Origin of the sequence: Lichenicoccus sp. (assembly GCF_965277665.1) — a bacterium.
GTDB lineage: Bacteria > Pseudomonadota > Alphaproteobacteria > Acetobacterales > Acetobacteraceae > Lichenicoccus.
The window spans coordinates 1,301,159-1,322,765 of sequence record NZ_OZ255835.1 but is presented as its reverse complement, the minus strand read 5'-3'; the positions used below and the strand labels follow the sequence as shown (position 1 = coordinate 1,322,765).

Annotated in this window: 21 protein-coding genes and 2 tRNA genes; 9 read left to right on the top strand and 14 right to left on the bottom strand. The window is 68.9% G+C overall.

The window, feature by feature from the left end:
* The first annotated feature begins 20 nt into the window (after positions 1–20).
* Positions 21–818, top strand: a complete 798-nt coding sequence (tatC, locus tag ACQY4O_RS05950) for a twin-arginine translocase subunit TatC (RefSeq protein ID WP_428375291.1) — start codon at positions 21–23, stop codon at positions 816–818.
* Positions 818–2,089, top strand: a complete 1,272-nt coding sequence (gene serS, locus ACQY4O_RS05945) for a serine--tRNA ligase (protein WP_428375290.1) — start codon at positions 818–820, stop codon at positions 2,087–2,089. Before tatC ends, serS begins: the two co-directional genes overlap by 1 nt.
* A 130-nt stretch (positions 2,090–2,219) precedes the next feature.
* Here the strand turns inward: serS and ACQY4O_RS05940 are convergent, their stop codons facing one another.
* Positions 2,220–3,062: an ATP-binding protein gene (locus ACQY4O_RS05940; protein WP_428375289.1), complete on the bottom strand. Its 843-nt coding sequence runs from the start codon at positions 3,060–3,062 to the stop codon at positions 2,220–2,222.
* A 135-nt stretch (positions 3,063–3,197) separates the two neighbouring features.
* Between ACQY4O_RS05940 and yajC the strand changes: the two genes are divergently transcribed.
* Complete coding sequence (gene yajC / locus ACQY4O_RS05935; protein ID WP_428375288.1) at positions 3,198–3,569, top strand: preprotein translocase subunit YajC; 372 nt, start codon at positions 3,198–3,200, stop codon at positions 3,567–3,569.
* Positions 3,570–3,627: 58 nt separating this feature from the next.
* On the opposite strand, the gene ACQY4O_RS05930 is transcribed toward yajC, so the two are convergent.
* Positions 3,628–4,236 (bottom strand): superoxide dismutase, encoded by a 609-nt coding sequence (locus ACQY4O_RS05930; RefSeq protein ID WP_428375287.1) that lies wholly within the window; start codon positions 4,234–4,236, stop codon positions 3,628–3,630.
* Positions 4,237–4,398: 162 nt separating this feature from the next.
* On the opposite strand from ACQY4O_RS05930, the gene ACQY4O_RS05925 reads away from it, so the two are divergent.
* Entirely contained in the window at positions 4,399–5,166 is a 768-nt protein-coding gene (locus ACQY4O_RS05925; protein WP_428375286.1) for a squalene/phytoene synthase family protein, read from the top strand.
* Between the two features lie 4 nt (positions 5,167–5,170).
* On the opposite strand, the gene uvrA is transcribed toward ACQY4O_RS05925, so the two are convergent.
* Positions 5,171–8,035, bottom strand: a complete 2,865-nt coding sequence (gene uvrA / locus ACQY4O_RS05920) for an excinuclease ABC subunit UvrA (protein WP_428375285.1) — start codon at positions 8,033–8,035, stop codon at positions 5,171–5,173.
* Positions 8,036–8,234: 199 nt separating this feature from the next.
* On the opposite strand from uvrA, the gene ssb reads away from it, so the two are divergent.
* Positions 8,235–8,765, top strand: a complete 531-nt coding sequence (ssb, locus tag ACQY4O_RS05915; RefSeq protein ID WP_428378116.1) for a single-stranded DNA-binding protein — start codon at positions 8,235–8,237, stop codon at positions 8,763–8,765.
* Between the two features lie 136 nt (positions 8,766–8,901).
* On the opposite strand, the gene ACQY4O_RS05910 is transcribed toward ssb, so the two are convergent.
* Positions 8,902–9,369 (bottom strand): nuclear transport factor 2 family protein, encoded by a 468-nt coding sequence (locus tag ACQY4O_RS05910; protein WP_428375284.1) that lies wholly within the window; start codon positions 9,367–9,369, stop codon positions 8,902–8,904.
* Positions 9,370–9,713: 344 nt separating this feature from the next.
* On the opposite strand from ACQY4O_RS05910, the gene gyrA reads away from it, so the two are divergent.
* The 4 genes from gyrA to ACQY4O_RS05890 all read left to right on the top strand — a co-directional run bounded on the left by gyrA (position 9,714) and on the right by ACQY4O_RS05890 (position 13,757).
* Positions 9,714–12,548, top strand: a complete 2,835-nt coding sequence (gene gyrA / locus ACQY4O_RS05905; RefSeq protein WP_428375283.1) for a DNA gyrase subunit A — start codon at positions 9,714–9,716, stop codon at positions 12,546–12,548.
* Positions 12,541–13,071, top strand: a complete 531-nt coding sequence (gene coaD, locus ACQY4O_RS05900; protein ID WP_428375282.1) for a pantetheine-phosphate adenylyltransferase — start codon at positions 12,541–12,543, stop codon at positions 13,069–13,071. Before gyrA ends, coaD begins: the two co-directional genes overlap by 8 nt.
* Before the next feature lie 52 nt (positions 13,072–13,123).
* Positions 13,124–13,636 (top strand): peptidylprolyl isomerase, encoded by a 513-nt coding sequence (locus ACQY4O_RS05895; protein WP_428375281.1) that lies wholly within the window; start codon positions 13,124–13,126, stop codon positions 13,634–13,636.
* 46 nt (positions 13,637–13,682) lie between these two features.
* A tRNA-Lys gene (locus tag ACQY4O_RS05890) sits at positions 13,683–13,757 on the top strand.
* 10 nt (positions 13,758–13,767) lie between these two features.
* Here ACQY4O_RS05890 and ACQY4O_RS05885 read toward each other — a convergent pair.
* The 10 genes from ACQY4O_RS05885 to murA all read right to left on the bottom strand — a co-directional run bounded on the left by ACQY4O_RS05885 (position 13,768) and on the right by murA (position 21,606).
* Entirely contained in the window at positions 13,768–14,574 is an 807-nt protein-coding gene (locus tag ACQY4O_RS05885; protein WP_428375280.1) for an ABC transporter ATP-binding protein, read from the bottom strand.
* 4 nt (positions 14,575–14,578) lie between these two features.
* Entirely contained in the window at positions 14,579–15,436 is an 858-nt protein-coding gene (locus ACQY4O_RS05880) for an ABC transporter permease (RefSeq protein WP_428375279.1), read from the bottom strand.
* Between the two features lie 94 nt (positions 15,437–15,530).
* Positions 15,531–15,603, bottom strand: a tRNA-Phe gene (locus ACQY4O_RS05875).
* A gap of 104 nt (positions 15,604–15,707) precedes the next feature.
* The gene (locus tag ACQY4O_RS05870; RefSeq protein WP_428375278.1) at positions 15,708–15,920 is read right to left on the bottom strand and encodes a DNA gyrase inhibitor YacG; all 213 of its coding nucleotides are present in this window, start codon (positions 15,918–15,920) and stop codon (positions 15,708–15,710) included.
* Positions 15,913–17,049 (bottom strand): ribonuclease E/G, encoded by a 1,137-nt coding sequence (locus ACQY4O_RS05865; protein ID WP_428375277.1) that lies wholly within the window; start codon positions 17,047–17,049, stop codon positions 15,913–15,915. Before ACQY4O_RS05865 ends, ACQY4O_RS05870 begins: the two co-directional genes overlap by 8 nt.
* The gene (locus ACQY4O_RS05860; protein WP_428375276.1) at positions 17,046–17,660 is read right to left on the bottom strand and encodes a Maf family protein; all 615 of its coding nucleotides are present in this window, start codon (positions 17,658–17,660) and stop codon (positions 17,046–17,048) included. The genes ACQY4O_RS05865 and ACQY4O_RS05860 overlap by 4 nt, the downstream gene beginning before the upstream one ends.
* 60 nt (positions 17,661–17,720) lie before the next feature.
* Positions 17,721–17,939: a translation initiation factor IF-1 gene (infA, locus tag ACQY4O_RS05855; RefSeq protein ID WP_321986608.1), complete on the bottom strand. Its 219-nt coding sequence runs from the start codon at positions 17,937–17,939 to the stop codon at positions 17,721–17,723.
* 214 nt (positions 17,940–18,153) lie between these two features.
* Positions 18,154–19,452, bottom strand: coding sequence for a histidinol dehydrogenase (gene hisD, locus ACQY4O_RS05850; RefSeq protein ID WP_428375275.1), 1,299 nt, complete (start codon positions 19,450–19,452; stop codon positions 18,154–18,156).
* Positions 19,449–20,222: an ATP phosphoribosyltransferase gene (hisG, locus tag ACQY4O_RS05845; protein WP_428375274.1), complete on the bottom strand. Its 774-nt coding sequence runs from the start codon at positions 20,220–20,222 to the stop codon at positions 19,449–19,451. Before hisG ends, hisD begins: the two co-directional genes overlap by 4 nt.
* Positions 20,223–20,343: 121 nt before the next feature.
* Positions 20,344–21,606 carry a UDP-N-acetylglucosamine 1-carboxyvinyltransferase gene (gene murA, locus ACQY4O_RS05840; RefSeq protein WP_428375273.1) on the bottom strand — a complete coding sequence of 421 codons (1,263 nt, stop codon included), beginning with the start codon at positions 21,604–21,606 and terminating at the stop codon, positions 20,344–20,346.
* Position 21,607 lies beyond the last annotated feature (1 nt).

The following is a 21,607-nucleotide window of genomic DNA, read 5'->3' as shown; positions in this document are numbered from 1 at the left end:
GATGCTCTAGGTCCTGGGCCATGCCCGCAGACGGTCCCGTGACTGACGACGCCATCGACGACAAGCCGATGCCCCTGCTGGAGCATCTGGTCGAGCTGCGCCGGCGGCTGCTCTGGTCGGCGGTGTCGTTCGTGATCTGCTTCCTGGTCTGCTACCACTTCTCGGCACGCATCTACCTGTTCCTGGCGCAGCCGCTGGCAACCATCATGCGCCAGAAGGGCGAGCAGCCACATCTCATCTATACAGCGCTCTACGAGGCGTTCTTCACCTATGTCAAAGTGGCATTCTTCGGGGCAGGTTTCTTTTCATTTCCGGTGATTGCGAGCCAGCTCTGGATTTTTGTCGCACCCGGGCTGTATCGCAGCGAGAAGCGGGCCTTCCTGCCGTTCCTGATCGCCACCCCGGTGCTGTTCCTGCTCGGGGCCGCGCTCGCCTATTATTTCGTATTTCCATTTGCCTGGAGGTTTTTTCTCAGTTTCCAGTCGAACGGCAGCACCGACGGCTTGCAGATCGAGCTGCAGGCGAAGGTGAGCGAGTATCTCGCCCTCGTCATGAAGCTGATCATGGCGTTCGGCATCGCCTTCGAGTTGCCGGTGGTGCTCACTTTGTGCGCCAAGGTCGGGCTGGTGACCTCGAAGGGGCTGCGCCGCGTGCGGCGCTATGCCTATGTCGGCGCCTTCGTGGTGGCCGCGGTGCTGACGCCGCCGGACGTCATTACCCAGACCGGCCTCGCGGTGCCGCTGATCGCGCTCTACGAGATCTCCATCTTCACCGCCCGGCTGGTCGAGCCGAAAGCGGTGGTCGAGGAAGACGCCTGATGCATGACATGCGGGCGCTGCGGGCCGACCCTGCGGGCTTCGACGCCGACCTCGCGCGTCGCGGCTTGCCTGCAGCCGCGGCGCTGCTGGTTGTACGCGACGAAGCCAGACGGGGTGCGCTGACCGCCTTGCAGGATCGGCAGTCGCGGCGCAATGCCCTGGCCAAGCAGATCGGTCAGGCCAGGCGGACCGCATCCGACAGCAGCGCGCTCGAAGCCGAGGCGATCGCCTTGCGTGGCGAGATCGAGATGCTGGAGCGCGACGCGGCGGTGCTCGACGGCCAGATACGCGCGGCGCTGGCCGAGTTGCCCAACCGGCTCGACCCGGCGGTGCCGGACGGCGCCGACGAGAGCGCCAACGTGCTGGTGCATGAGCGTGGCGAGCGGCGTCATTTCGCGTTCGCGCCGCGGCAGCATTTCGAACTCGGCGAGGCGCTCGGCATGATGCAGTTCGAGCAGGCGGCGAAGCTGTCCGGCAGCCGATTCACCATCCTGCGCGGTGCGCTCGCCCGGCTGGAGCGGGCGCTCGGACAGTTCATGCTCGACCTCCATACCGGCGAGAACGGCTACCAGGAAGTCGCGGTGCCGGTGCTGGTCAACGAAGCGGCGATGTACGGCACCGACAAGCTGCCGAAATTCGCCGACCAGTCCTTCGTGACCACGGACGGACGCTGGCTGATCCCGACCGCCGAGGTGCCACTGACGATGCTGGCGGCCGGCGAGATCATCGACGGCGCCACGCTGCCGCATCGCCTGACCGCGCTGTCGAACTGCTTTCGCTCCGAAGCAGGGGCCGCCGGGCGCGACACACGCGGCATGCTGCGCCAGCACCAGTTCCAGAAGGTCGAGCTGGTGTCGGTGACGGCGCCCGACGCCAGCGACACGGAACATGAGCGGATGACGTCCTGCGCGGAGGGGATCCTGGACCGGCTCGGCCTCGCCTGGCGGCGCATGCTGCTCTGCGCCGGCGATACCGGCTTCGGCGCGGCGCGCACCTACGACCTCGAGGTCTGGCTGCCCGGTCAGCAGGCCTGGCGGGAGATCAGTTCCTGCTCCAATGCGCGCGACTTCCAGGCCCGGCGGATGCATGCACGCTTTCGAAACTCTGTCGGCGGGGCGCCCGAGTTCGTGCACACGCTGAACGGGTCCGGGCTGGCGGTCGGCCGCACGCTGATCGCGGTGATGGAAACCTGGCAGGCGGCGGACGGCTCGATCACCGTTCCACCGGCCTTGCGGGGCTACCTGCCCGGGCTGGAGCGGATCGCGGCCTGACCAGACATTGATCTAGCGTCCTGCCTCCGAAATTCGCACGCGAATTTTGGCGATAAGCAGGCCACTATCTTGTTGAAAAGCCTAGTGTCCACTGAGAACCAGAAGTCCTGCGAACTTCCAGTTCGGGACACTAGACGTCGTCGGCAAGGCGGCCGGTCAGGTCGTCGATGAACTGGATTGCGACGCGACCGGAACGGCTGCCCCGGGTGATGGACCATTCGTTGGCCTGCGCGTGCAAGGCGTCGGGCGCGATCGGCAGGGAGCGGGCGGCGGCGTAGGCGTCGACCATCGCCAGATAGTCGGACTGGCTGCAATTATGGAAGCCGATCCACAGGCCGAAGCGGTCCGACAGCGAGACCTTCTCCTCGGTGGCCTCGTTCGGGTTGATCGCGGTGCTGCGCTCGTTCTCGATCATGTCACGCGGCATCAGGTGTCGGCGGTTGCTGGTCGCGTAGAACAGCACGTTGGCGGGCCTGCCCTCGATGCCGCCGTCGAGCACCGACTTCAGCGCCTTGTAGTCGGCATCCTCGCGTTCGAAGGAGAGGTCGTCGCAGAACACCAGGATGCGGCGCTGCGACTGGTGCAGCAGGCCGAGCAGCACCGGCAGGCTGGCGAGGTCGTCGCGCTGGATCTCGATCAGCAGCAGCGTGTCGGCGATCTGCCGGTCCTGGTTCACGGCGTGGTGCACGGCCTTGACCAGGGACGACTTGCCCATCCCGCGGGCGCCCCACAGCATGGCGTTGTTGGCCGGCAGGCCGCGGGCGAACCGCGTCGTGTTCTGAACGATGAGGGTGCGCTGGCGCTCGATGCCCTGCAGCAGGCCGAGATCGACGTGGCTGACGGCCTCGACCGGTGCGAGCCTGCCTTGCTCCGGATGCCAGACATAGGCGGTGGCCTGGTCGAGCGGGTCGGGCACCGGCGGCGGCGGCGCCAGACGGTCGAGGGCGTCGGCGATCCGCCTCAGGAGGGACATGTCGAAGTCGGGCAATCGGTGATCCTACCGGTCGGTGCTGCTTGACGGGGCGGCGGCGAAATCTATGGTCCGCGACCTGAGGCGGCAAGGCTCGCGCCGCCACACCCAGCGAGCAGCACCAGGAACACCGAATTCATGAGCCTCTTTTCCACTCCCGCCTACGCGCAGGACGCCATTGGCGGCATGTTTGGCAGCCTCGCCGGCCTGAGCCAGTTCCTGCCCATCGTCCTGATCTTCGTGGTGTTCTACTTCCTGCTGATCCGGCCGCAGCAGCAGCGCCAGAAGCAGCTCAAGTCGATGGTGTCGGCACTCAAGCGCGGCGATCGGGTGGTCACGGCAGGGGGAATTCTGGGCACCGTCCAGAAGGTGCGGGACGGGGCCAACGAGGTCGAGGTCGAGATCGCGCCGAACGTCCGGGTGCAGGTGGTGCGCGACACCATCAGCACGGTGCTGCAGCCGAACGCGGCGAACGACGCGGCACCACCGGTCAAGGCGGTGAAGGACTAAGACCTGGTCGCCCGGCCGGTCGGTCCGGCCGGGCGTGTCCGAGCAGGCGGCCCGGCTTTCAGGCAGCCTTTAGCTGCGCCTCGGCGAACTCGTAGTTGGCGACCTTGTCGAGGAAGTTGGTCACGTAGTCCGGGCGGCGGTTGCGGAAGTCGATGTAGTAGCTGTGCTCCCACACATCGAGGCCGAGCAGGACGCGGCCCTCGCCGGTGGCGACCGGATTGGCGCCGTTCGGCGACTTGGTCACCTTGAGCTTGCCGTCCTGGCCGGCGACCAGCCAGGCCCAGCCGGAGCCGAACTGGGTGGTGGCGGCGGTCTTGAAGGCTTCCTTGAACTTCTCGACGCTGCCGAAATCCTCGGTCAGCTTGCTCTCGAGCGCGCCGGGGATGGCGCCACCGGTCGGCGACAGCGCCTGCCAGAACACGATGTGGTTCCAATGCTGGCCGGCATTGTTGAACACCGGCGCCAGCTCGGCATTGCCGTGGCTGTGCTTGATGATCTCCTCGAGCGACTTGCCCTGCAGCGCCGCGTTCTTCTCGACCAAGCCGTTCAGCGCGGTGACGTAGGCCTGGTGGTGCTTGTCGTGGTGCAGCTCGAGCGTCTCCTGGCTCATGCCACGGGCCGCGAGAGCGTTGTACTGGTACGGAAGGGGCGGCAGTTCGAAGGCCATGCTGGAATTCTCCTGAAATCGTGGCGCGTTACGACAGCCACTTAGCGTTTTGCGGCGGCGCAGGTTTGCTCGCCGCGTCGGACACGCCCCTTTGAGCTATGAACCCCGCCCGCGATCGTCAAGCGAGTTGCCCCCGGAACCGGCCGGCGTCATCTGACGGTCATGGCTGCCGATCCTTCCGCTGCCGGCCCCTCTGCTGCGAGCGAAATCGCGCGCATGCACGATCCCGACCGCTTCCTGACCGCCTTGTTTGCCCCGGCTGCGCGGCGCGAACGGTTGTTCGTGCTGATCGCGTTCAACCACGAGCTGGTCCGGGCGCTCGAGATGACGGCGTCGCGGGCCGCAGCAGGCCCGATGGCAGCGCTGATCCGGCTGCAATGGTGGCGCGACGTCATCGCGGGGCAGTCCGGCGGCCACGAACTGGCGGCCCCGTTATCGGCCCTGCTCGCCGCCGGAGCGCTGCCGCGCGACACCCTGCTGGCGCTCATCGAGGCGCGCGAGGCCGAGGCGCAGGGGCTCGAGACCATGCGGGCCTGGCGGGATGCGACGCTGGCCGGGGCGGGCGGCCTGCAGGTCGCGTTCGCCCAGGCGCTCGGGGAGGCGGATCCGGCTGTCCTGGATCGTCTGCGGGCGATCGGGGCCGCCTACGGCGCCGGCGCGACGCTGCGGCACCTGCCGGCCTTGCTGAAGGCTGGACGCGAGCCGCTGCCAATGGAGGCGCCGGCGGATACGACGGCATGGCTGCGGGAGGCCGGGCAGGGATGGCTGCGGCAGGCCGGCAAGCCTCGGCTGCCGCGCGAGCGCCGGGCGGCCGGGCTTATCAGGGTGCTGGCGTCGCGAGACCTGTCCCGGGACAGCACCGCCTCTGCGCGGCGCGGATTAGGCGACAGACTGGCCGTTGCTGGAGCGTTCCTGCGCGCCGCCGCCTGATGCTTCAGGCGCGCTTGCGCTTGCGCGGCGTCGGCAGCATCGGGGCCAGGAAGCGGCCGGTGTGGCTCTCCGGGTTCGCTGCGATGTCCTCCGGGGTGCCGACGGCGACGATCCGGCCGCCGCCCTCGCCGCCTTCGGGGCCGAGATCGAGCACCCAGTCGGCGGTCTTGATCACTTCGAGATTGTGCTCGATGACCAGGATGGTGTTGCCCTGGTCGACCAGCGCGTGCAGCACCTCGAGCAGCTTGCGGACATCCTCGAAATGCAGCCCGGTGGTCGGCTCGTCGAGGATGTAGAGCGTGCGGCCGGTGGCGCGGCGGGCCAGCTCCTTGGACAGCTTGATGCGCTGTGCTTCGCCGCCGGACAGCGTGGTCGCCTGCTGGCCGAGCTTGACGTAGCCGAGGCCGACGCGCTGCAGGATCGACAGCCGGTCATGGATGCGGGTGGCCGCCGAGAAATACGGCACCGCCTCGTCCACTGTCATGTTCAGCACGTCGGCGATCGACTTGCCGCGGAACTTCACCTCCAGCGTCTCGCGGTTGTAGCGGGCCCCCTTGCAGGTGTCGCAGGTGACGAACACGTCGGGCAGGAAGTGCATCTCGATCTTCAGCACGCCGTCGCCCTGGCAGGCCTCGCAGCGCCCTCCCTTGACGTTGAAGCTGAAGCGGCCCGGCTTGTAGCCGCGCGCCTTGCTGTCCGGCAGCTCGGCGAACCAGTCGCGGATCGGCGCGAACAGGTCGGTGTAGGTGGCGGGATTGGAGCGCGGGGTGCGCCCGATCGGCGACTGGTCGATGTCGATGATCTTGTCGAGCAGCTCCAGCCCCTCGATCGCCTCGTGCGGCGCGGGCACCTCGCCGGACCCCATCAGCCGGCGCGACAGCGCCTTGTAGAGCGTGTCGACGACCAGGGTCGACTTGCCGCCGCCGGAGACGCCGGTGACGCAGGTGAAGGTACCGAGCGGGAAATGCGCGGTGACATGCTTGAGGTTGTTGCCGCTGGCGCCGATCACGCTGACCTGGCGGCCCGGGTCCCGGGCGCGGCGCTGCGGCGGGATCTCGATGCGCTTGCGGCCGGAGAGATAGGCGCCGGTGAGGCTGTCGGGGTGTCTCGCAACCTCGTCCGGGGTGCCGTGCGCGATGACGTAGCCGCCCTCGTTGCCGGCGGCCGGCCCCATGTCGATCAGGTAGTCGGCGGCGCGGATCGCCTCCTCGTCATGCTCGACGACCAGCAGGGTGTTGCCGAGGCGCTTGAGCCGGTCGAGGGTGCCGAGCAGGCGCTCGTTGTCGCGCTGGTGCAGGCCGATCGACGGCTCGTCCAGCACGTAGAGCACGCCGGTGAGGCCGGAGCCGATCTGGCTGGCGAGGCGGATGCGCTGGCTCTCACCGCCCGACAAGGTCGCGGAGCCGCGCGACAGGGTGAGGTAGTCGAGACCCACATCGTCGAGGAAGCGCAGCCGCTCGATGATCTCGCGCAGGATGCGTCGGGCGATCTCGCGGCGCTGCGGGCTGAGCTGCGCCTCGACCTGGCTGAACCAGGTCAAAGCGCGCCGGATCGGCAGCTCCGACGCCTCGGCGATGGTGCTGCCGGCGACCTTCACGCAGAGCGCCTCGGGCCGCAGGCGGGCGCCGTGGCACACCGCGCAGGGCTTCTCGGCCTGGTAGCGCGAGAGTTCCTCGCGCACCCAGGCGCTGTCGGTCTCGGCGTAGCGGCGCTGCAGGTTCTTCAGCACGCCCTCGAACGGCTTGGTCACCTTGTAGGCGCGGCGGTCGTCCTTGTAGGTGAACTCCACATCCTCCCGGGTGCCGAACAGGATCGCGTCGCGCACCGCGGCGGGAAGGTCGTGCCACGGGTGCGCGGTGCTGACCTTGAAGTGCCGGGCCAGGCTCTGCAGGGTCTGGTCGTAATACGGGCTCTGGGCACCGTTCCAGGGCGCCACCGCGCCTCGGGTCAGGCTGAGTGTCTCGTCGGGGATCGCCAGCAGCGGGTCGAAGAAGCTCTCCAGGCCGATGCCGTCGCAGGCCGGGCAGGCGCCCTGCGGCGCGTTGAAGGAGAACAGCCGCGGCTCGATCTCCTCGATGGTGAAGCCGCTGACCGGGCAGGCGAAGCGCGACGAGAACGTCGTTCGCTTCGGCGCGGTTTTGGCGCCTTCTCGCGGGGCTTCCTCGGCATAGACCAGGCCGTCGGACAGGCCGAGCGCGGTCTCGAAGCTGTCGGCGAGGCGCGACTGGATGCCGTCCTTGACCACCACGCGGTCGACCACCGCCTCCAGCGTGTGCTTGAGCTTGCGGTTGAGGTTCGGCACGTCGCCGATGTCGTACAGGGTGCCGTCGACCTTGGCGCGGGTGAAGCCGCGGCGCTGCAGCTCGGCCAGCTCCTTGCGATACTCGCCCTTGCGGTCGCGGATCACCGGTGCGAGCAGCAGCAGCCGGGTGCCCTGCGGCATCGCCATCACCCGGTCGACCATCTGGCTCACGGTCTGCGCCTCGATCGGCAGGCCGGTGGCGGGCGAGTACGGGATGCCGGCGCGCGCCCAGAGCAGGCGCATGTAGTCGTGCACCTCGGTGATGGTGCCGACGGTCGAGCGCGGATTGCGGCTGGTGGTCTTCTGCTCGATCGAGATCGCGGGCGACAGGCCCTCGATCGAATCGACGTCGGGCTTGCCCATCAGCTCCAGGAACTGGCGGGCATAGGCGGACAGGCTCTCGACATAGCGGCGCTGGCCCTCGGCATAGATGGTGTCGAAGGCGAGCGAGGATTTTCCGGAGCCAGACAGGCCGGTGACCACGGTGAGCTGGTCGCGCGGGATGTCGACGTCGATGTTCTTGAGGTTGTGCTCGCGCGCGCCGCGCACCCGGATCGAAGCCGTCATACGCGGTTTCCTGTTTCTGCCGGTTCGTTCATACTATGTTCTTGTCCGCGGGGCTACTCTGAGACCCAGCGCCAGACCCAGCGCCAGGTAAGCTGACACGTGCAACGGGCCGCCTCCAGGCGTAGAGATGGGGGGCTAGATACAGACCAGCATGACCGCGCCCGACTGGGTCGGTCGATACGAAAGACAGGAAGTGACGATGGCCGGTAGCGTCAACAAGGTGATCCTGATCGGAAATCTGGGGAAAGACCCGGAAGTCCGCAATGCGCAGAACGGCACCAAGATCGTGACCTTCACGCTCGCCACCAGCGAGACCTGGAACGACAAGGCGTCTGGCGAGCGCAAGGAAAAGACCGAGTGGCACCGCGTGGTGGTGTTCAACGAGCGCATCGCCGACGTGGCCGAGCGGTTCCTGAAAAAGGGCCGCAAGGTGTTCGTCGAGGGGTCGCTGCAGACCCGGAAGTGGACCGACCAGTCCGGCGTCGAGAAGTTCACCACCGAGGTGGTGATCGATCGCTTCCGCGGCGAACTGGTGCTGATCGACTCCAACCGCGGCGGTGACGAGGCCGGCGGCCACGAAGGCGGCGGTGGCGGCTACTCGGCGCCGCGCCAGGTCGCGGGGCCACGCGCCGCCAACCCGGGACGCGGCGGCTCGCCGGCACCTGCGAGCCCGTCCGGTGGGTGGGATGCGCCCGGCGGCAGTGACCTGGACGACGAGATCCCCTTCTAGGGTGTCGCGAAGCTCACCCTGAAGACGCCCCGTAGGCTGTTCACGCGCAACGGCGTACGGGCTTCGTGCGGCGGCTGGCCGGTTCGCGAGCAACCGGTTGACGCGCATCCGGATGCCGTGGCCGGGTCAGCAGGCTTCAGTGCGCCGCGGCTTCGTCCGGCCTGACCTTCTCGGACTGCACGAGCATCACGCGCCACCGGTCATCCACCAAACGGAGCGTGCCGCTCTCGTACCAGGTCGTTGGCGCACGAAGCCCATTCGTCGTGATCGCGCCCTGGTTGATGTAGGCGATCGTGGCGAAATCGCGGTGGACCTGAAGCCTCGGAGCGGTGACGACCCACTCGTAGGCCACCTGTTTCTGCCGGAGCTCCCGCAGGCCTGCCAGAAGCTGGGCCAGCGACATGTACTGGCCGCGCTCGAAGACGCGGAAGTCGTCGGTCGTCAGTCGCCCGAGCTCGGCCTCATCGTCCGCCGCGAACGCCATGAACATCTGCTGCATGGTGTCGACAACCGCATTCCCGACCTGCGGCGGCGCCCCATCGCTCGCCGATGCAGGACCGTCTGTGAGCGCGGCCGTGACGGCGGCCGCCTGCCAGAACTTCATGTCCGCCTCCCTCTGGATTGGCCAGCCTGCCAGCTTGGCGCCTGATTTCAAGTCTGCCACTGGATATGTTGCAGCCCGTTCGACGGCTTCCTCGCCTCAGGGTGCTCGAGGGGCGACACGGATCGCACGATCAGCGACATCTTTCGCCCGGCAAACATCCTTCGGCCACGGCGGCGCTCCACCCTTCCGACCCGTGGTTGCGTATCTGGCGGCTCGGGTGGCGAGAGGACGCCGCCTGGGCTATTGATCGAGCCTCAGAACCCACTCTTCGAACGCCGAGTCCGGTCCGGGATCACCCTCCCGGGTTGGCGCGGCTGACGCGGCCTTGACATGACGGACCCGAGTTGAGCGACATCCCCGACCCCCCGGCCCCTGCCATCCCTCCCGAGCCGCCGTCCGACATGCAGCCGGTGACGATCGAGGAGGAGATGCAGACCTCCTACCTCGCCTATGCGATGTCGGTGATCGTCAGCCGCGCGCTGCCGGACGTGCGCGACGGGCTCAAGCCGGTGCATCGGCGCATCCTGTACGGCATGCGCGAAAGCGGCTTCACCCCGGAAAAGGCGTATCGCAAGTCGGCCCGCGCCGTCGGCGACGTGATGGGCAAGTTCCACCCGCACGGCGACAGCTCGATCTACGACGCCATGGTGCGCATGGCGCAGTCCTGGTCGATGCGGGTCAAGCTGATCGACGGGCAGGGCAATTTCGGCTCGGTGGACGGCGATTCGCCGGCCGCGATGCGCTACACCGAGGCACGCCTGTCGCGTCCGGCGATGTTCCTGCTCGACGACATCGACCGCGACACGGTGGATTTCCAGCCGAACTACGACGAGAGCGAGGTCGAGCCGAAGGTCCTGCCGGCGGCCTATCCGAACCTGCTGATCAATGGCGGCTCCGGCATCGCGGTCGGCATGGCGACCAACATCCCGACGCACAACCCGGGCGAGGTCATCGACGCGACGCTGGCGATGATCGCGGACCCGGCGATCACCCTCGACGAGCTGGTGAAGATCGTGCCGGGACCGGACTTCCCGACCGGCGGCATCATCCTGGGCCGCGCCGGCATCCGCTCGGCGTTCGAGACCGGCCGCGGCTCGGTGCTGATCCGGGCCCGCGCCGAGATCGAGGACATCCGCCGCGATCGAAAGGCGATCGTGGTCACCGAGATCCCGTTCCAGGTCAACAAGTCGACCTTGCAGGAGCGGATCGCCGACCTGGTGCGCGCCAAGACGGTCGAGGGCATCTCCGACATACGCGACGAGAGCGACCGCTCCGGCATGCGCATCGTCATCGAGATCAAGCGGGATGCGACCCCCGAGGTGGTGCTGAACCAGCTCTACCGGTTCACCCAGCTGCAGACCAGCTTCGGCGTGAACATGGTCGCACTCGACGGCGGCCAGCCGAAGCTGCTCGGGCTGCGCGACATGCTGGTCGCCTTCATCGCCTTCCGCGAGGAGGTGATCCTGCGACGCGCGCGGTTCGACCTCAACAAGGCGCGCGAACGCGGCCATGTGCTGGTCGGGCTGGTCATCGCGGTCGCCAATATCGATGCGGTCATTGCGCTGATCCGGGCAGCACCCGATGCCGCGACCGCGCGGGCGCAGCTGATGCAGCGCTCCTGGGAAGCCGGCGAGGTGGTGCCGCTGCTGGCGCTGATCCATGACGACGGCAACGTGGTCGAGGGCGGCCGCGTGCACCTGACGGAGGCGCAGGCGCGCGCGATCCTCGACCTGCGCCTGCAGCGCCTGACCGGGCTGGAGCGCGACAAGATCCAGGCCGATCTCGACGAGGTGGCGACCAAGATCAACGAGCTGCTCGACATCATCGCCAGCCGCCCGCGACGGCTCGAGGTGATGCGCGACGAGCTGCTCGCGGTGCGTGCCGAGATCGCGGTGCCGCGGGCGACCGAGATCTCCGACGTGGCCGGCGACCAGACCGACGAGAGCCTGGTCGAGCCGGGCCAGATGGTGGTGACCATTACCCGCGACGGCTTCATCAAGCGCACGCCGCTGGACATCTTCCGGGCGCAGAACCGGGGCGGCCGCGGGCGCACCGCGGCTGGCCGGCGTGGCGACGACATCATCACCCGCTCGTTCAATGCGCATACGCATCAGTGGGTGCTGTTCTTCTCGTCCGGCGGCAAGGCCTACCGGGAGAAGGTCTGGCGGCTGCCGGAGGCGAGCCCGACCGCCAAGGGGCGCGCCCTGGTCAACCTGCTGCCGGAGCTCGGCGCGGACCACATCACCACCGTGCTGCCGCTGCCGCAGGACGAGGAGATGTGGGAGAGCCTACACCTGGTGTTCGCGACACTGAGCGGCAATGTCCGTCGCAACCGGCTGAGCGACTTCCGCAATGTGCGCGCGTCGGGGCTGATCGCGATGAAGCTCGATGAGGGGGACCGGCTGATCGGGGTGGCGACCTGCCGCGAAAGCCAGGACGTGTTCCTGGCGACGCGACGCGGCCGCTGCGTGCGCTTCCAGATCAGCGACGAGACGCTGCGGGTGTTTGCCGGCCGCGACAGTTCCGGCGTGCGCGGCATCCGGCTCGGCCGCGGCGACGAGGTCAACAGCCTGTGCGTGCTGAACCATGTCGACGCGGACGTGGCGGAGCGCCTGGCGTTCCTGCGCATGGCCAATGCGAGGCGCCGGCTGGAGAATGCGGCGGAGGAGGTCGCGGCCGAGCCGGAACTGTCCGAGGACAGCGCCGAGGAAGCCGCACCGCCGGATGCCTCGATCACGCCGGAGCGGTTCGCCGAGCTGGAGGCCACCGAGGAGGTGCTGCTGACGGTGACCGACGGTGGTTTCGGCAAGCGCAGCTCGGCCTATGACTACCGGGTCAGCGGACGCGCCGGCCAGGGCATACGCAACATCGTGCTGGCACCGCGCAACGGCACCGCGGTGGTGGCGACGCTGCCGGTGCTGCACGGCACCGACGTCATGCTGGTGACCAATGCCGGACGGCTGATCCGGGTGCCGGTGGATCAGGTGCGGGTCACCGCCAGGCAATCCATGGGCGTCACGCTATTCAGGATGACCGAGGGTGAGCGCGTCACCAGCGTGTTCCCGGTCCTGGAGGACGAGGTCGCCGACGACGGCGCCGGGCGCGCCAGCGTCATCGAGGTGATCTCGGATGATGCGGGCCCGGATGAGGCACCGCCGCCGGAGCCGACCGATGAGTGAGCCCGACCAGCCGGCCGGCCCCCAGCCTGGAAACCATGTCGGGCTCTATCCCGGCACCTTCGATCCGATCACCAACGGGCATCTCGACATCATCGGTCGGGCCGTGCAGCTGGTCGAGCGGCTGGTCGTGGCGGTGGCGGAGAACACCGGCAAGCAGCCGCTGATGAACCTCGACGAGCGTGTCGCGTGCGTGCGCGCGGAAGTGGCGCCCATCGCGGCCCGGTCGGGGGTGCGGATCGAGGTCGTGGGGTTCGGCAACCTGCTCGTGCAGTGCGCGCGCCAGCACGGCGCCGGCATCATCCTGCGTGGCCTGCGGGTGGTCACCGATTATGACTATGAAGTGCAGATGTTCGGCATGAACCATCGGCTCGACCCGGGCATTGAGACGGTGTTCCTGATGGCCACCGAGCGGCATCAGTTCATCTCGTCGCGCCTGGTCAAGGAGATCGCGCAACTCGGCGGCGACATCTCGTCGTTCGTGCCGCATTTCACCCTGGGCCGGATCCTGGCCAAGCTCGGCTGATCCGGTCCCAGCGCTCAACAGAAGGGGCGCTCAACAGCAGGAAAGGGACACCATGTCCGAAACGAATTCGACGACCGCGGTCACCGGCGGCCACGCGGACGACCTGATCTTGGAACTCGAGAAGGGCGGTCGCATCGTGATCCGCCTGCGCCCGGACCTGGCACCACTGGCCGCCGAGCGGGTGCGCACGCTGAGCGCCGAGGGATTCTACGACAACGTGGTGTTCCACCGGGTCATCGAGGGTTTCATGGCGCAGGGCGGCGATCCGACCGGCACCGGCAGCGGCGGCAGCAAGCTGCCCGACCTGCAATCCGAATTCACCACGAAGGCGAAGTTCGTGCGCGGCGCCGTCGGCATGGCCCGCACGGCGCACCCGCACAGCGCCAACAGCCAGTTCTTCATCATGTTCGCGCCGGCACCGAGCCTGGACGGGCAATACACCATTGTCGGCGACGTGATCGAAGGCATGGAGCATGTCGACCAGATCAAGCGTGGCGCCGGGTCGAGTGGCATGGTATCGGGCCCCGACAAAATCGCCCGCCTGCGTCCGGCCGCCGCGGTCTGAACGCGGCTGGGCACACCCTGATGCGTGGCCGCAAGGTCACGCATGCGAGCCGGTAGCTCAGTGGTAGAGCATTCGACTTTTAATCGAATGGCCGTGGGTTCAAATCCCACCCGGCTCACCAAACACCCGTATCAAGCCTCCAGTATCAGCTCCTCCGCCGGGACGACCGGGCGGCCGAGATAGGCGGCCAGCACCGCAGCGGGGGGGCCGTCCATCCGCACCGCCCCCTGATCGAGCCAGATCACGCGGTTGCACCAGGAGGCGATGACCTCCGAGTTGTGCGTCGAGAGCACCAGGATCTCGGCCTTCCGCACCAGTTCCTCGAGACGCTTGCGCGCCTTGATCATGAAGCCGCTATCGCCGGCGAGGAACCATTCATCCATCAGCAGCACCTGCGGGTGGATTGCGGTCGCCAGGGCAAAGCCGAGCCGGACCACCATGCCCGAACTGTAGGTGCGCACCGGCATGTCGAGGAACTCGCCGAGATCCGCGAATGCCTGCACGTCGTCCTCGAGCAGCGCGATGGACCCCGGCGGCAGGCCGGCGTAGAGCCCGCGCAGGCCGATATTCTCGCGCCCGGTCAGGTCCATGTTCATGCCCAGGCCGGTATCGAGCAGGGTGTGCAGCTCGCCGCTGACGGTCACGTGTCCCACGATCGGCTCGTAGATCCCGGCCAGGGCGCGCAGCAGCGTGGTCTTGCCGGCACCGTTGCCGCCGATGAGGCCGAGCCGATCGCCGGGCCGCAGGCTGAAGCTGACCCCGCGCAGCGCGTTCACCACGACACGGTGCTGCCCATCCTCGCGCAATCTGGCCTCGCGCAACCTGCCCTCGCGCAGCCGGTTCGAGGCCGCCGCCGCGACGGTCTTTTTCAGCGAGCGCGCGGAGGCGTGGTAGAGCGGGAAAGAGATGTGCAGGTCCTGCACGGTGACGCCGGCCATCGGTTCAGACCCAGTAGGCGAGGCGCGCACGCACGCGCATGAACAGCAGCGACGCGAAGCCGCAGAACAGCAGGCTGAAGCCGAAGGCGGCGCCCCAGAGCGCCGGTGTCAGGGTGCCCCCGAGCAGCGGCCGCCGCACGATCTCGATCAGGTCGTAGAACGGGTTGAGCATCAGATATTGCCGGCCATGCGTGATCAGGTCGGGCTTCCAGATGATCGGCGTGATGAAGAAGATTATCTGCATGACGCTGGCGATCACCGGGCTGATATCGCGGAACCGCGCGCCCAGCGCGCCGAGCAGGAAGCACGCGGCGATGCCGTCGACCAGCCAGAGCAGCAGGCCCGGAACGATCTGCAGCGCGGCCAGGCTGGGCCAGACGTGGAAGACGCTGAAGACCGCCAGGATGACGACAACATTGTGCGCCAGCACGAGGAGGTTGCGTATCACGACGCGGATCGCATGCACGGTGAACGGCATGCGCATCGCCCGGATCATGCCCTCGGCCTGGGTGAAGCAGACCGTCGAGTCGCCGACCATGCCGCCGATGAAGCCCCACAGCACCAGCGACAGCGTCAGGAACGGCAGGTAGTCGTGCACGTTCATCTTGAACAGATAGGCGTAGATCACCCCCATCGAGCCGACCATGACCGCGGTGGAGGCGGTCAGCCAGAACGGGCCGAGGATGGACCCGCGATAGCGGAGTTTCAGGTCGAGCCAGCCGAGCTTCCAGCACAGGCGCCAGAGCAGCAGGCTGCGGCGGACATCATCGAGGGCGTGCGCGGCGCGGCGCGCCGGTGTCTCGGGCAGCAGATCGAGAAACGGCTCGCCGGCGCCGCGGGTGGGAGAGGCGGTCACGCGCATGCCTGTCATCATGGTGGGGATGGCGATAGAGCAGTGCTCCGGGCGGCGCAACCGGCGCCGGACCCGCGGGCGATGGCGCGCCAGGCGGCGAAGGTGCCCAGGGGCGGATTCGAACCACCGACACCGCGATTTTCAGTCGCGTGCTCTACCAACTGAGCTACCTGGGCAAACCGGCGCCAAGACATCGAGGTCAAAACGCTGGGGGCCAAGAGGCTGGGGCGATGCGCTCGCCGCTTGGTGGCGGAGGCTTTAACCCAGCCGGGACGCTTGATCAAGCCGGGTCCTGGTCGCCCGCGGGCAGCCGGTCGGCATCCTCGTCCTCCGGCTCCAGCCGCGTCGACGGCACCCGGTAGGTGCCCGAGAACCAACGACCCAGATCGACCTCGGCACAGCGCTTGGAGCAGAACGGCCGGGTCGTCGGCATGGCCGGCCGGCCACAGATCGGACAGGGTGCTGCAGCCGCCGGCGGGCTCGGATCATTCATGCGCAAGCGTCCAGGACAAGGCGGAGAGAGCGGGATCCATGTGCAGCGAGATGGGGACGCAAGCCGCGTGTGCAAACGCCTCCAGCGCCGCCGGATCACCGCGCAGCGCCGCGATGATGCCGATGCCGCCGCGCAGGGTGGCGACGCCGCGGTCTTGCCGGTCGCGCGCCTGCCGCAGGGCGTGCCGAAGTGCCGCCAGCCCGACGCCGTGTGGGCTGTGCAGCAGCTCGTGCAACGGCGGGTGGATGCGCGGGCGCAGGATCTCGGCAAACCCGAGGGCCGTGAAGCCGAGCAGGCGTGGCTGCAGCGGGTCGCGCCGCAGTGCTGCGGCAATGTCCGGCGCCAGCGCGGCGCGCTTGCGTGCGGCGAGGCCGGCCAGATCGACCAGGATGGCACCGGACAGGTTGCGCAGCCTGACCTGGTGCAGGAGCGGGCCGATCGCCGAGCGGTTGGCGGCGAACTGCACGGTCTGCTTCGGGCGCCGCTCCGCGGTGCCGGCGCCCAGATCCATGTCGATCGCCACCAGGGCCGGCGTCGGCCGGATGCTGGCCCGCATGCCGCCGGGGAGTGCCACCTCCGGCACGGCAAGCTGCGCGACGGCATCCTCGATCCGGTCGTCGAAGGCCCGCGGCACCAGACGCAGCCGCGCCCGCAGCGCCGCCGGCAGGGCGTGCGTCATGGCGGCAGCGTCCGACAGGATCGGGGCGTCGGGATAGCGCGCCGCCAGCCGCTCCAGCGCTGCCGGGCCGCGCGCCACCAAGCCGGGTGCCGCGCCATGCGATGCCGCCAGAGCCTGTTCCCGGTCATCGAGGATGGCGGAAAGTCGCGGGCCCTTGCCGCCCTGGGCGCTGCGGACAAGCCTGACGGCGACACGCTCGCCGTCGGCGCGGCCGGCCGCACCATCCCGGTCCGGCAGGAACGCCGAGACGTCGCCCATCCGGACGAAGGCGCCGGCCATCGCCGGCAGCGCCGCCTCGATCCGGCCGATGAACAGGTCGCCCACCCCGTCCGGCGCGCCGGGCCGGTCGAGCGCGTAGTCGAGCAGGCCGTCAGGCAGCGGACCGGCATCCTCGGCGACCGCCACCCGGATCTCGCCCGGGCTGCAGGAGGCGAGGATGCGCAGGCTCACGCCAGCACGCGATGGGCCCGCAGCAGCTGGGCGGTCTCGAACAGCGGCAGGCCGACGACGTTGGAATAGCTGCCCGACAGGAAGCGGATGTTGGCGGCGGCGTGCCCGTGCACGGCGTAGCCGCCGGCCTTGCCCTGCCAGTCGCCGGCGGCGATCAGGGCGTCGATCTGAAGCTCGGTCAGGCGGGAGAACGCGACGACGCTTTCCACCAGCCGCTCCGACTGGCCGCCGGCATGGCGCAGCACCACGGCGGTGATCACCCGGTGCCGACGGCCGGACAGCAGCGCGAGGCAGCCGCGTGCCTCGGTCTCGGTTGCGGCCTTCGGCAGGATACGGCGGCCGACTGCGACAACGGTATCCGCCGTCAGGACCAGGGCCTTGGCGGGACCGGCGGCCGCGCCGTGCAGCCAGGCGTAGGCCGCCTTGGCGCGCGCGATGCGCTCGGCGTACTGCCGCGGCAGCTCGTCACGATGCGGCGCTTCATCGACGGCGGGGGCCAGCACCTGGTCCGGGACGATGCCGATCTGGGCCAGCAGCGCCAGCCGGCGCGGCGACGAGGAGGCCAGGATGAGAGGGCCGCGCGAGACGCGGTCCGGTGCAGTCGGTTGCATTCGAAGGAGCCCGACCGGGACGTGCCGGCCCTACTTGAACCGGCCCTACTTGAACCGGCCCTACTTGAACCGGAAGGTGATGCGACCCTTGGAGAGGTCGTACGGCGTCATCTCGACATTGACGCGGTCACCGGCGAGGACCCGGATCCGGTTCTTGCGCATCTTGCCGCTGGTATGGGCCAGGATCAAATGCTCGTTGTCGAGCTTGACCTTGAACATGGCGTTCGGCAGCAGCTCCAGAACGGTGCCGCTGAATTCGATCATGTCTTCTTTAGACATCGCGTCCTTCTATCGGTCCATTGGTCAATATGATCTCCTGTCCAGGCCTGCCGGGCCTGCTCCGGACTGGAACAGGCAGACGGCGCGCCAGGGTTTGCGTGGGGTTTGCGAGGGCGGGAACATGATGATTGCAGCACGTTCGGTCAAGCTGCAGGGGGGCAGTCAAGCTGCAGGGGGGCGGTCAAGCCGCAGGGGGAGGTCAGACCGTCTCCGGTCATGCCCCGGGCGTCTGCAGCCGTGCGGCGACGCTCCGCGCATGCGCGTGCAGACCCTCCGCGTTGGCCAGCGTCACCGCCGCCGGGCCGATCACGTCCAGGGCCGCGGCTCCGGCCTCGATCCAGGTCGTGCGCTTGAGGAAGTCGTACACCGACAACCCCGAGGCGTAGCGTGCGGCGCCGCTGGTCGGCAGCACGTGGTTCGGTCCACCGACATAGTCACCGATCGCCTCCGGGCAGTCGCGGCCGATGAAGATCGCACCGGCGTGACGGACCGCGCCGAACAGCGGTGCGGGGTCCGCCAGCATCAGTTGCAGGTGCTCGGGTGCCAGGCGGTTGACCAGATCGGCCGCCTCCTGCAGCGCGCCGACCAGGATGATGGCGCCGTGGTCGCGCCAGCTGGCACCCGCGATCGCCGTCCGCGGCAGGCTCGGCAGGATGCGCTGCACCGCGCCTGCGACCGCATCGGCCAGCGTTGGGCTGTCGGTGATCAGGATCGATTGCGCCATCTCGTCGTGCTCGGCCTGGGCCAGCAGGTCGAGGGCGACGTGATCGCAGTCATTGGCTGCGTCGGCGACGATGACGACCTCGGACGGCCCGGCGACGCTGTCGATGCCGACATGGCCGAATACCTGTCGCTTGGCCTGCGCCACATACGCATTGCCGGGGCCGACGATGCGATCGACAGGGGCGATCGTCGCGGTGCCGTAGGCGAGGGCGGCGACCGCCTGCGCGCCGCCGATGCGGTAGATCTCGGTCACGCCTGCACGGCGGGCCGCGGCGAGCACCAGCGGGTTGAGCACGTCGTGAGGCGTCGGCACGCACATGGCGATCCGCCCCACGCCGGCGACGCGTGCGGGCAGCGCGTTCATCAGCACCGAGGACGGGTAGGCCGCCTTGCCGCCCGGGACATAGATCCCGACCCGGTCGAGCGGGGTCCAGCGCAGTCCGAGGACCAGACCGGCGGGATCGACGTGACGCAGGTCGTGGGGCATCTGCAGGCGGTGGAAGACCTCGATGCGCGTCGCCGCGAGGTCGAGTGCTGCGAGCAGCGCGGGATCGACCGCGCTGCAGGCCTGTTCGACCTCCGCGGCCGTGACGCGCAGGCGCTCCGGGGTCAGGGTGAAGCGGTCAAAGCGGCTGGTGTAGTCGCAGAGCGCCGCGTCGCCGTCGCGGCGCACGGTGGCGATGATGCCGGCGACCGGGGCGTCGACCGGCTCGGCGCCAACCAAGCGGGCCGCGAGCAGGGCCGCAAAGGCGTCGGCAAAGCCGGCGCTGCGCGCGTCCAGGCGCCTCATCGGCCGGTCGCGGCGATCCGCCCGGATGCGCCGTCACCCCCGGCGATGGCCGCACGGAACCGCGCGATCAGGGCGCCGATCGCCTCCGGCTGGGTCTTGAGCGCGGTCCGGTTCACGATCAGCCGGCTGGTCACGTCGGCGATCACCTCGGTCTCGCGCAGCCCGTTCGCCTTCAGGGTCGAGCCGGTCTGCACCAGGTCGACGATCAGGCGGGAAATGCCGAGCCCGGGTGCGAGTTCCATGGCGCCGTTGAGGTGCACGATGTCGGCATGGATGCCGCGCCGCGCGAAATGCCGGCGGGCGATGTTGGGATACTTGGTGGCGACGCGGACCTGCGACCAGCGCTGCGGGTCGTCCGTCGCGGCCATGTCCTCCGGCTCGGCGACGCTGACACGGCAGGCGCCGATGCCCAGCTCGAGGGGCGCGTAGATCTCGGCATAGTCGAATTCCATCAGCACGTCGGCGCCGCAGATCCCGATCTGCGCGGCGCCGAAGGCGACGAACGTCGCGACATCGAAGGGCCGCACGCGGATCACGTCGAGCCTGGCATTGTCGGTCTCGAAACGCAGGCGCCGGCTGTGCTCGTCGAGGCAGTCCGCGGCGGGGATGATCCCGGCGGCGGCCAGCAACTGGGCGGCGTCCTTGAGGATGCGCCCTTTGGGCAGCGCCAGGACCAGTGGCCTGTCGTCATCAAGGCTCGCCCGCGGCGGCCCGTCATCATCAGGGCTCGCCTGCGGCGCCAGGGCAGCGGCGGGGGTCAGGGCGGTCATGTTGGTTCCGGATCTGCTGCCGGGTCCGGCATGGATGACGATGCCGGTGGCACTAGCACCGCAAGCCTGCGGCCGGAAGGGTGCCGCGCGCCGGGCCGGTCCGACGAACGGCGCCGGCTTGCTACTCGCAGACGCGTTCGATCAGCGCGCCGCAGCCGGTCAGCTTGCGTTCCACCGCCTCGTAGCCACGATCCAGGTGGTAGATCCGGCTGAGCACGGTCTCTCCCGTCGCGGCCAGGGCGGCGAGGATCAACGAGAACGAGGCGCGCAGGTCGGTCGCCATCACCGGCGCACCCGAGAGCGCCGGCACGCCGCGTATGATCGCCGACGCCCCGTGCACATTGATGCGGGCACCCATGCGGTTGAGCTCCGGGACATGCATGAAGCGGTTCTCGAAGATCGTCTCGGTGACCATCGAGGCGCCTTCGGCCACCGAAAGCAGGGCCATGAACTGCGCCTGCATGTCGGTCGGAAAGCCCGGATACGGCTCGGTCATGACATCGACGCCGCGCAGGCCGCCGCTCCGGCGCACATGCAGCGAGCCGGTCTCCTGCGTCACCGTCACGCCGGCCTCCTCGAGCGCACGCACCACCGCGCCCAGATGCTCGACCTGGCCGCCCTGCAGATGCACGTCCCCGCCGGTGATGCCGACGGCACAGGCATAGGTGCCACACTCGATGCGGTCCGGCAGGATCGCGTGGGTGGCGCCATGCAGCCGTCGCACGCCGTCGATGGTGAGCTTGTCGGTGCCGACGCCGTCGATCCGGGCACCCATGGCGACCAGGCAGGCGACCAGGTCGCCGATCTCGGGCTCTCGCGCCGCGTTGATGATCTCGGTGCGGCCGTCGGCGATGCTGGCGGCCATCAGCAGGTTCTCGGTGGCGCCGACCGAGGCGAACGGCAGCACGATGCGGGCCCCGTGCAGGCCGCTCGGCGCCCGCGCATCGACATAGCCGGCCTCGAGCCTGATCTCGGCGCCGAGCGCCTCCAAGCCCTTGAGGTGCAGGTCGACCGGCCGGGTGCCGATCGCGCAGCCGCCGGGCAACGAGACGCGCGCCTCGCCGCAGCGCGCGAGCAGCGGACCGAGCACCAGGATGGAGGCGCGCATCTTGGAGACGATTTCGTAGGGCGCCTCGGTGGAGGTGATCTCGCCGCCGATCGACAGGCTGAAACTGTCGCCGCCGGCATCCTCGACCGCGAGGCCGTGCTGGAGCAGCAGTTCGGCCATCGTCGCGATGTCGGCGATGCGCGGCACGTTGCTCAGCACCAGCCGCTCGCTGGTCAGGAGGCCCGCGGTCAGCAGCGGCAGGGCCGCGTTCTTGGCGCCCCCGATATGGATGGTGCCATGCAGCGGGCGCCCGCCGCGTATCAGGAAACGGTCCATC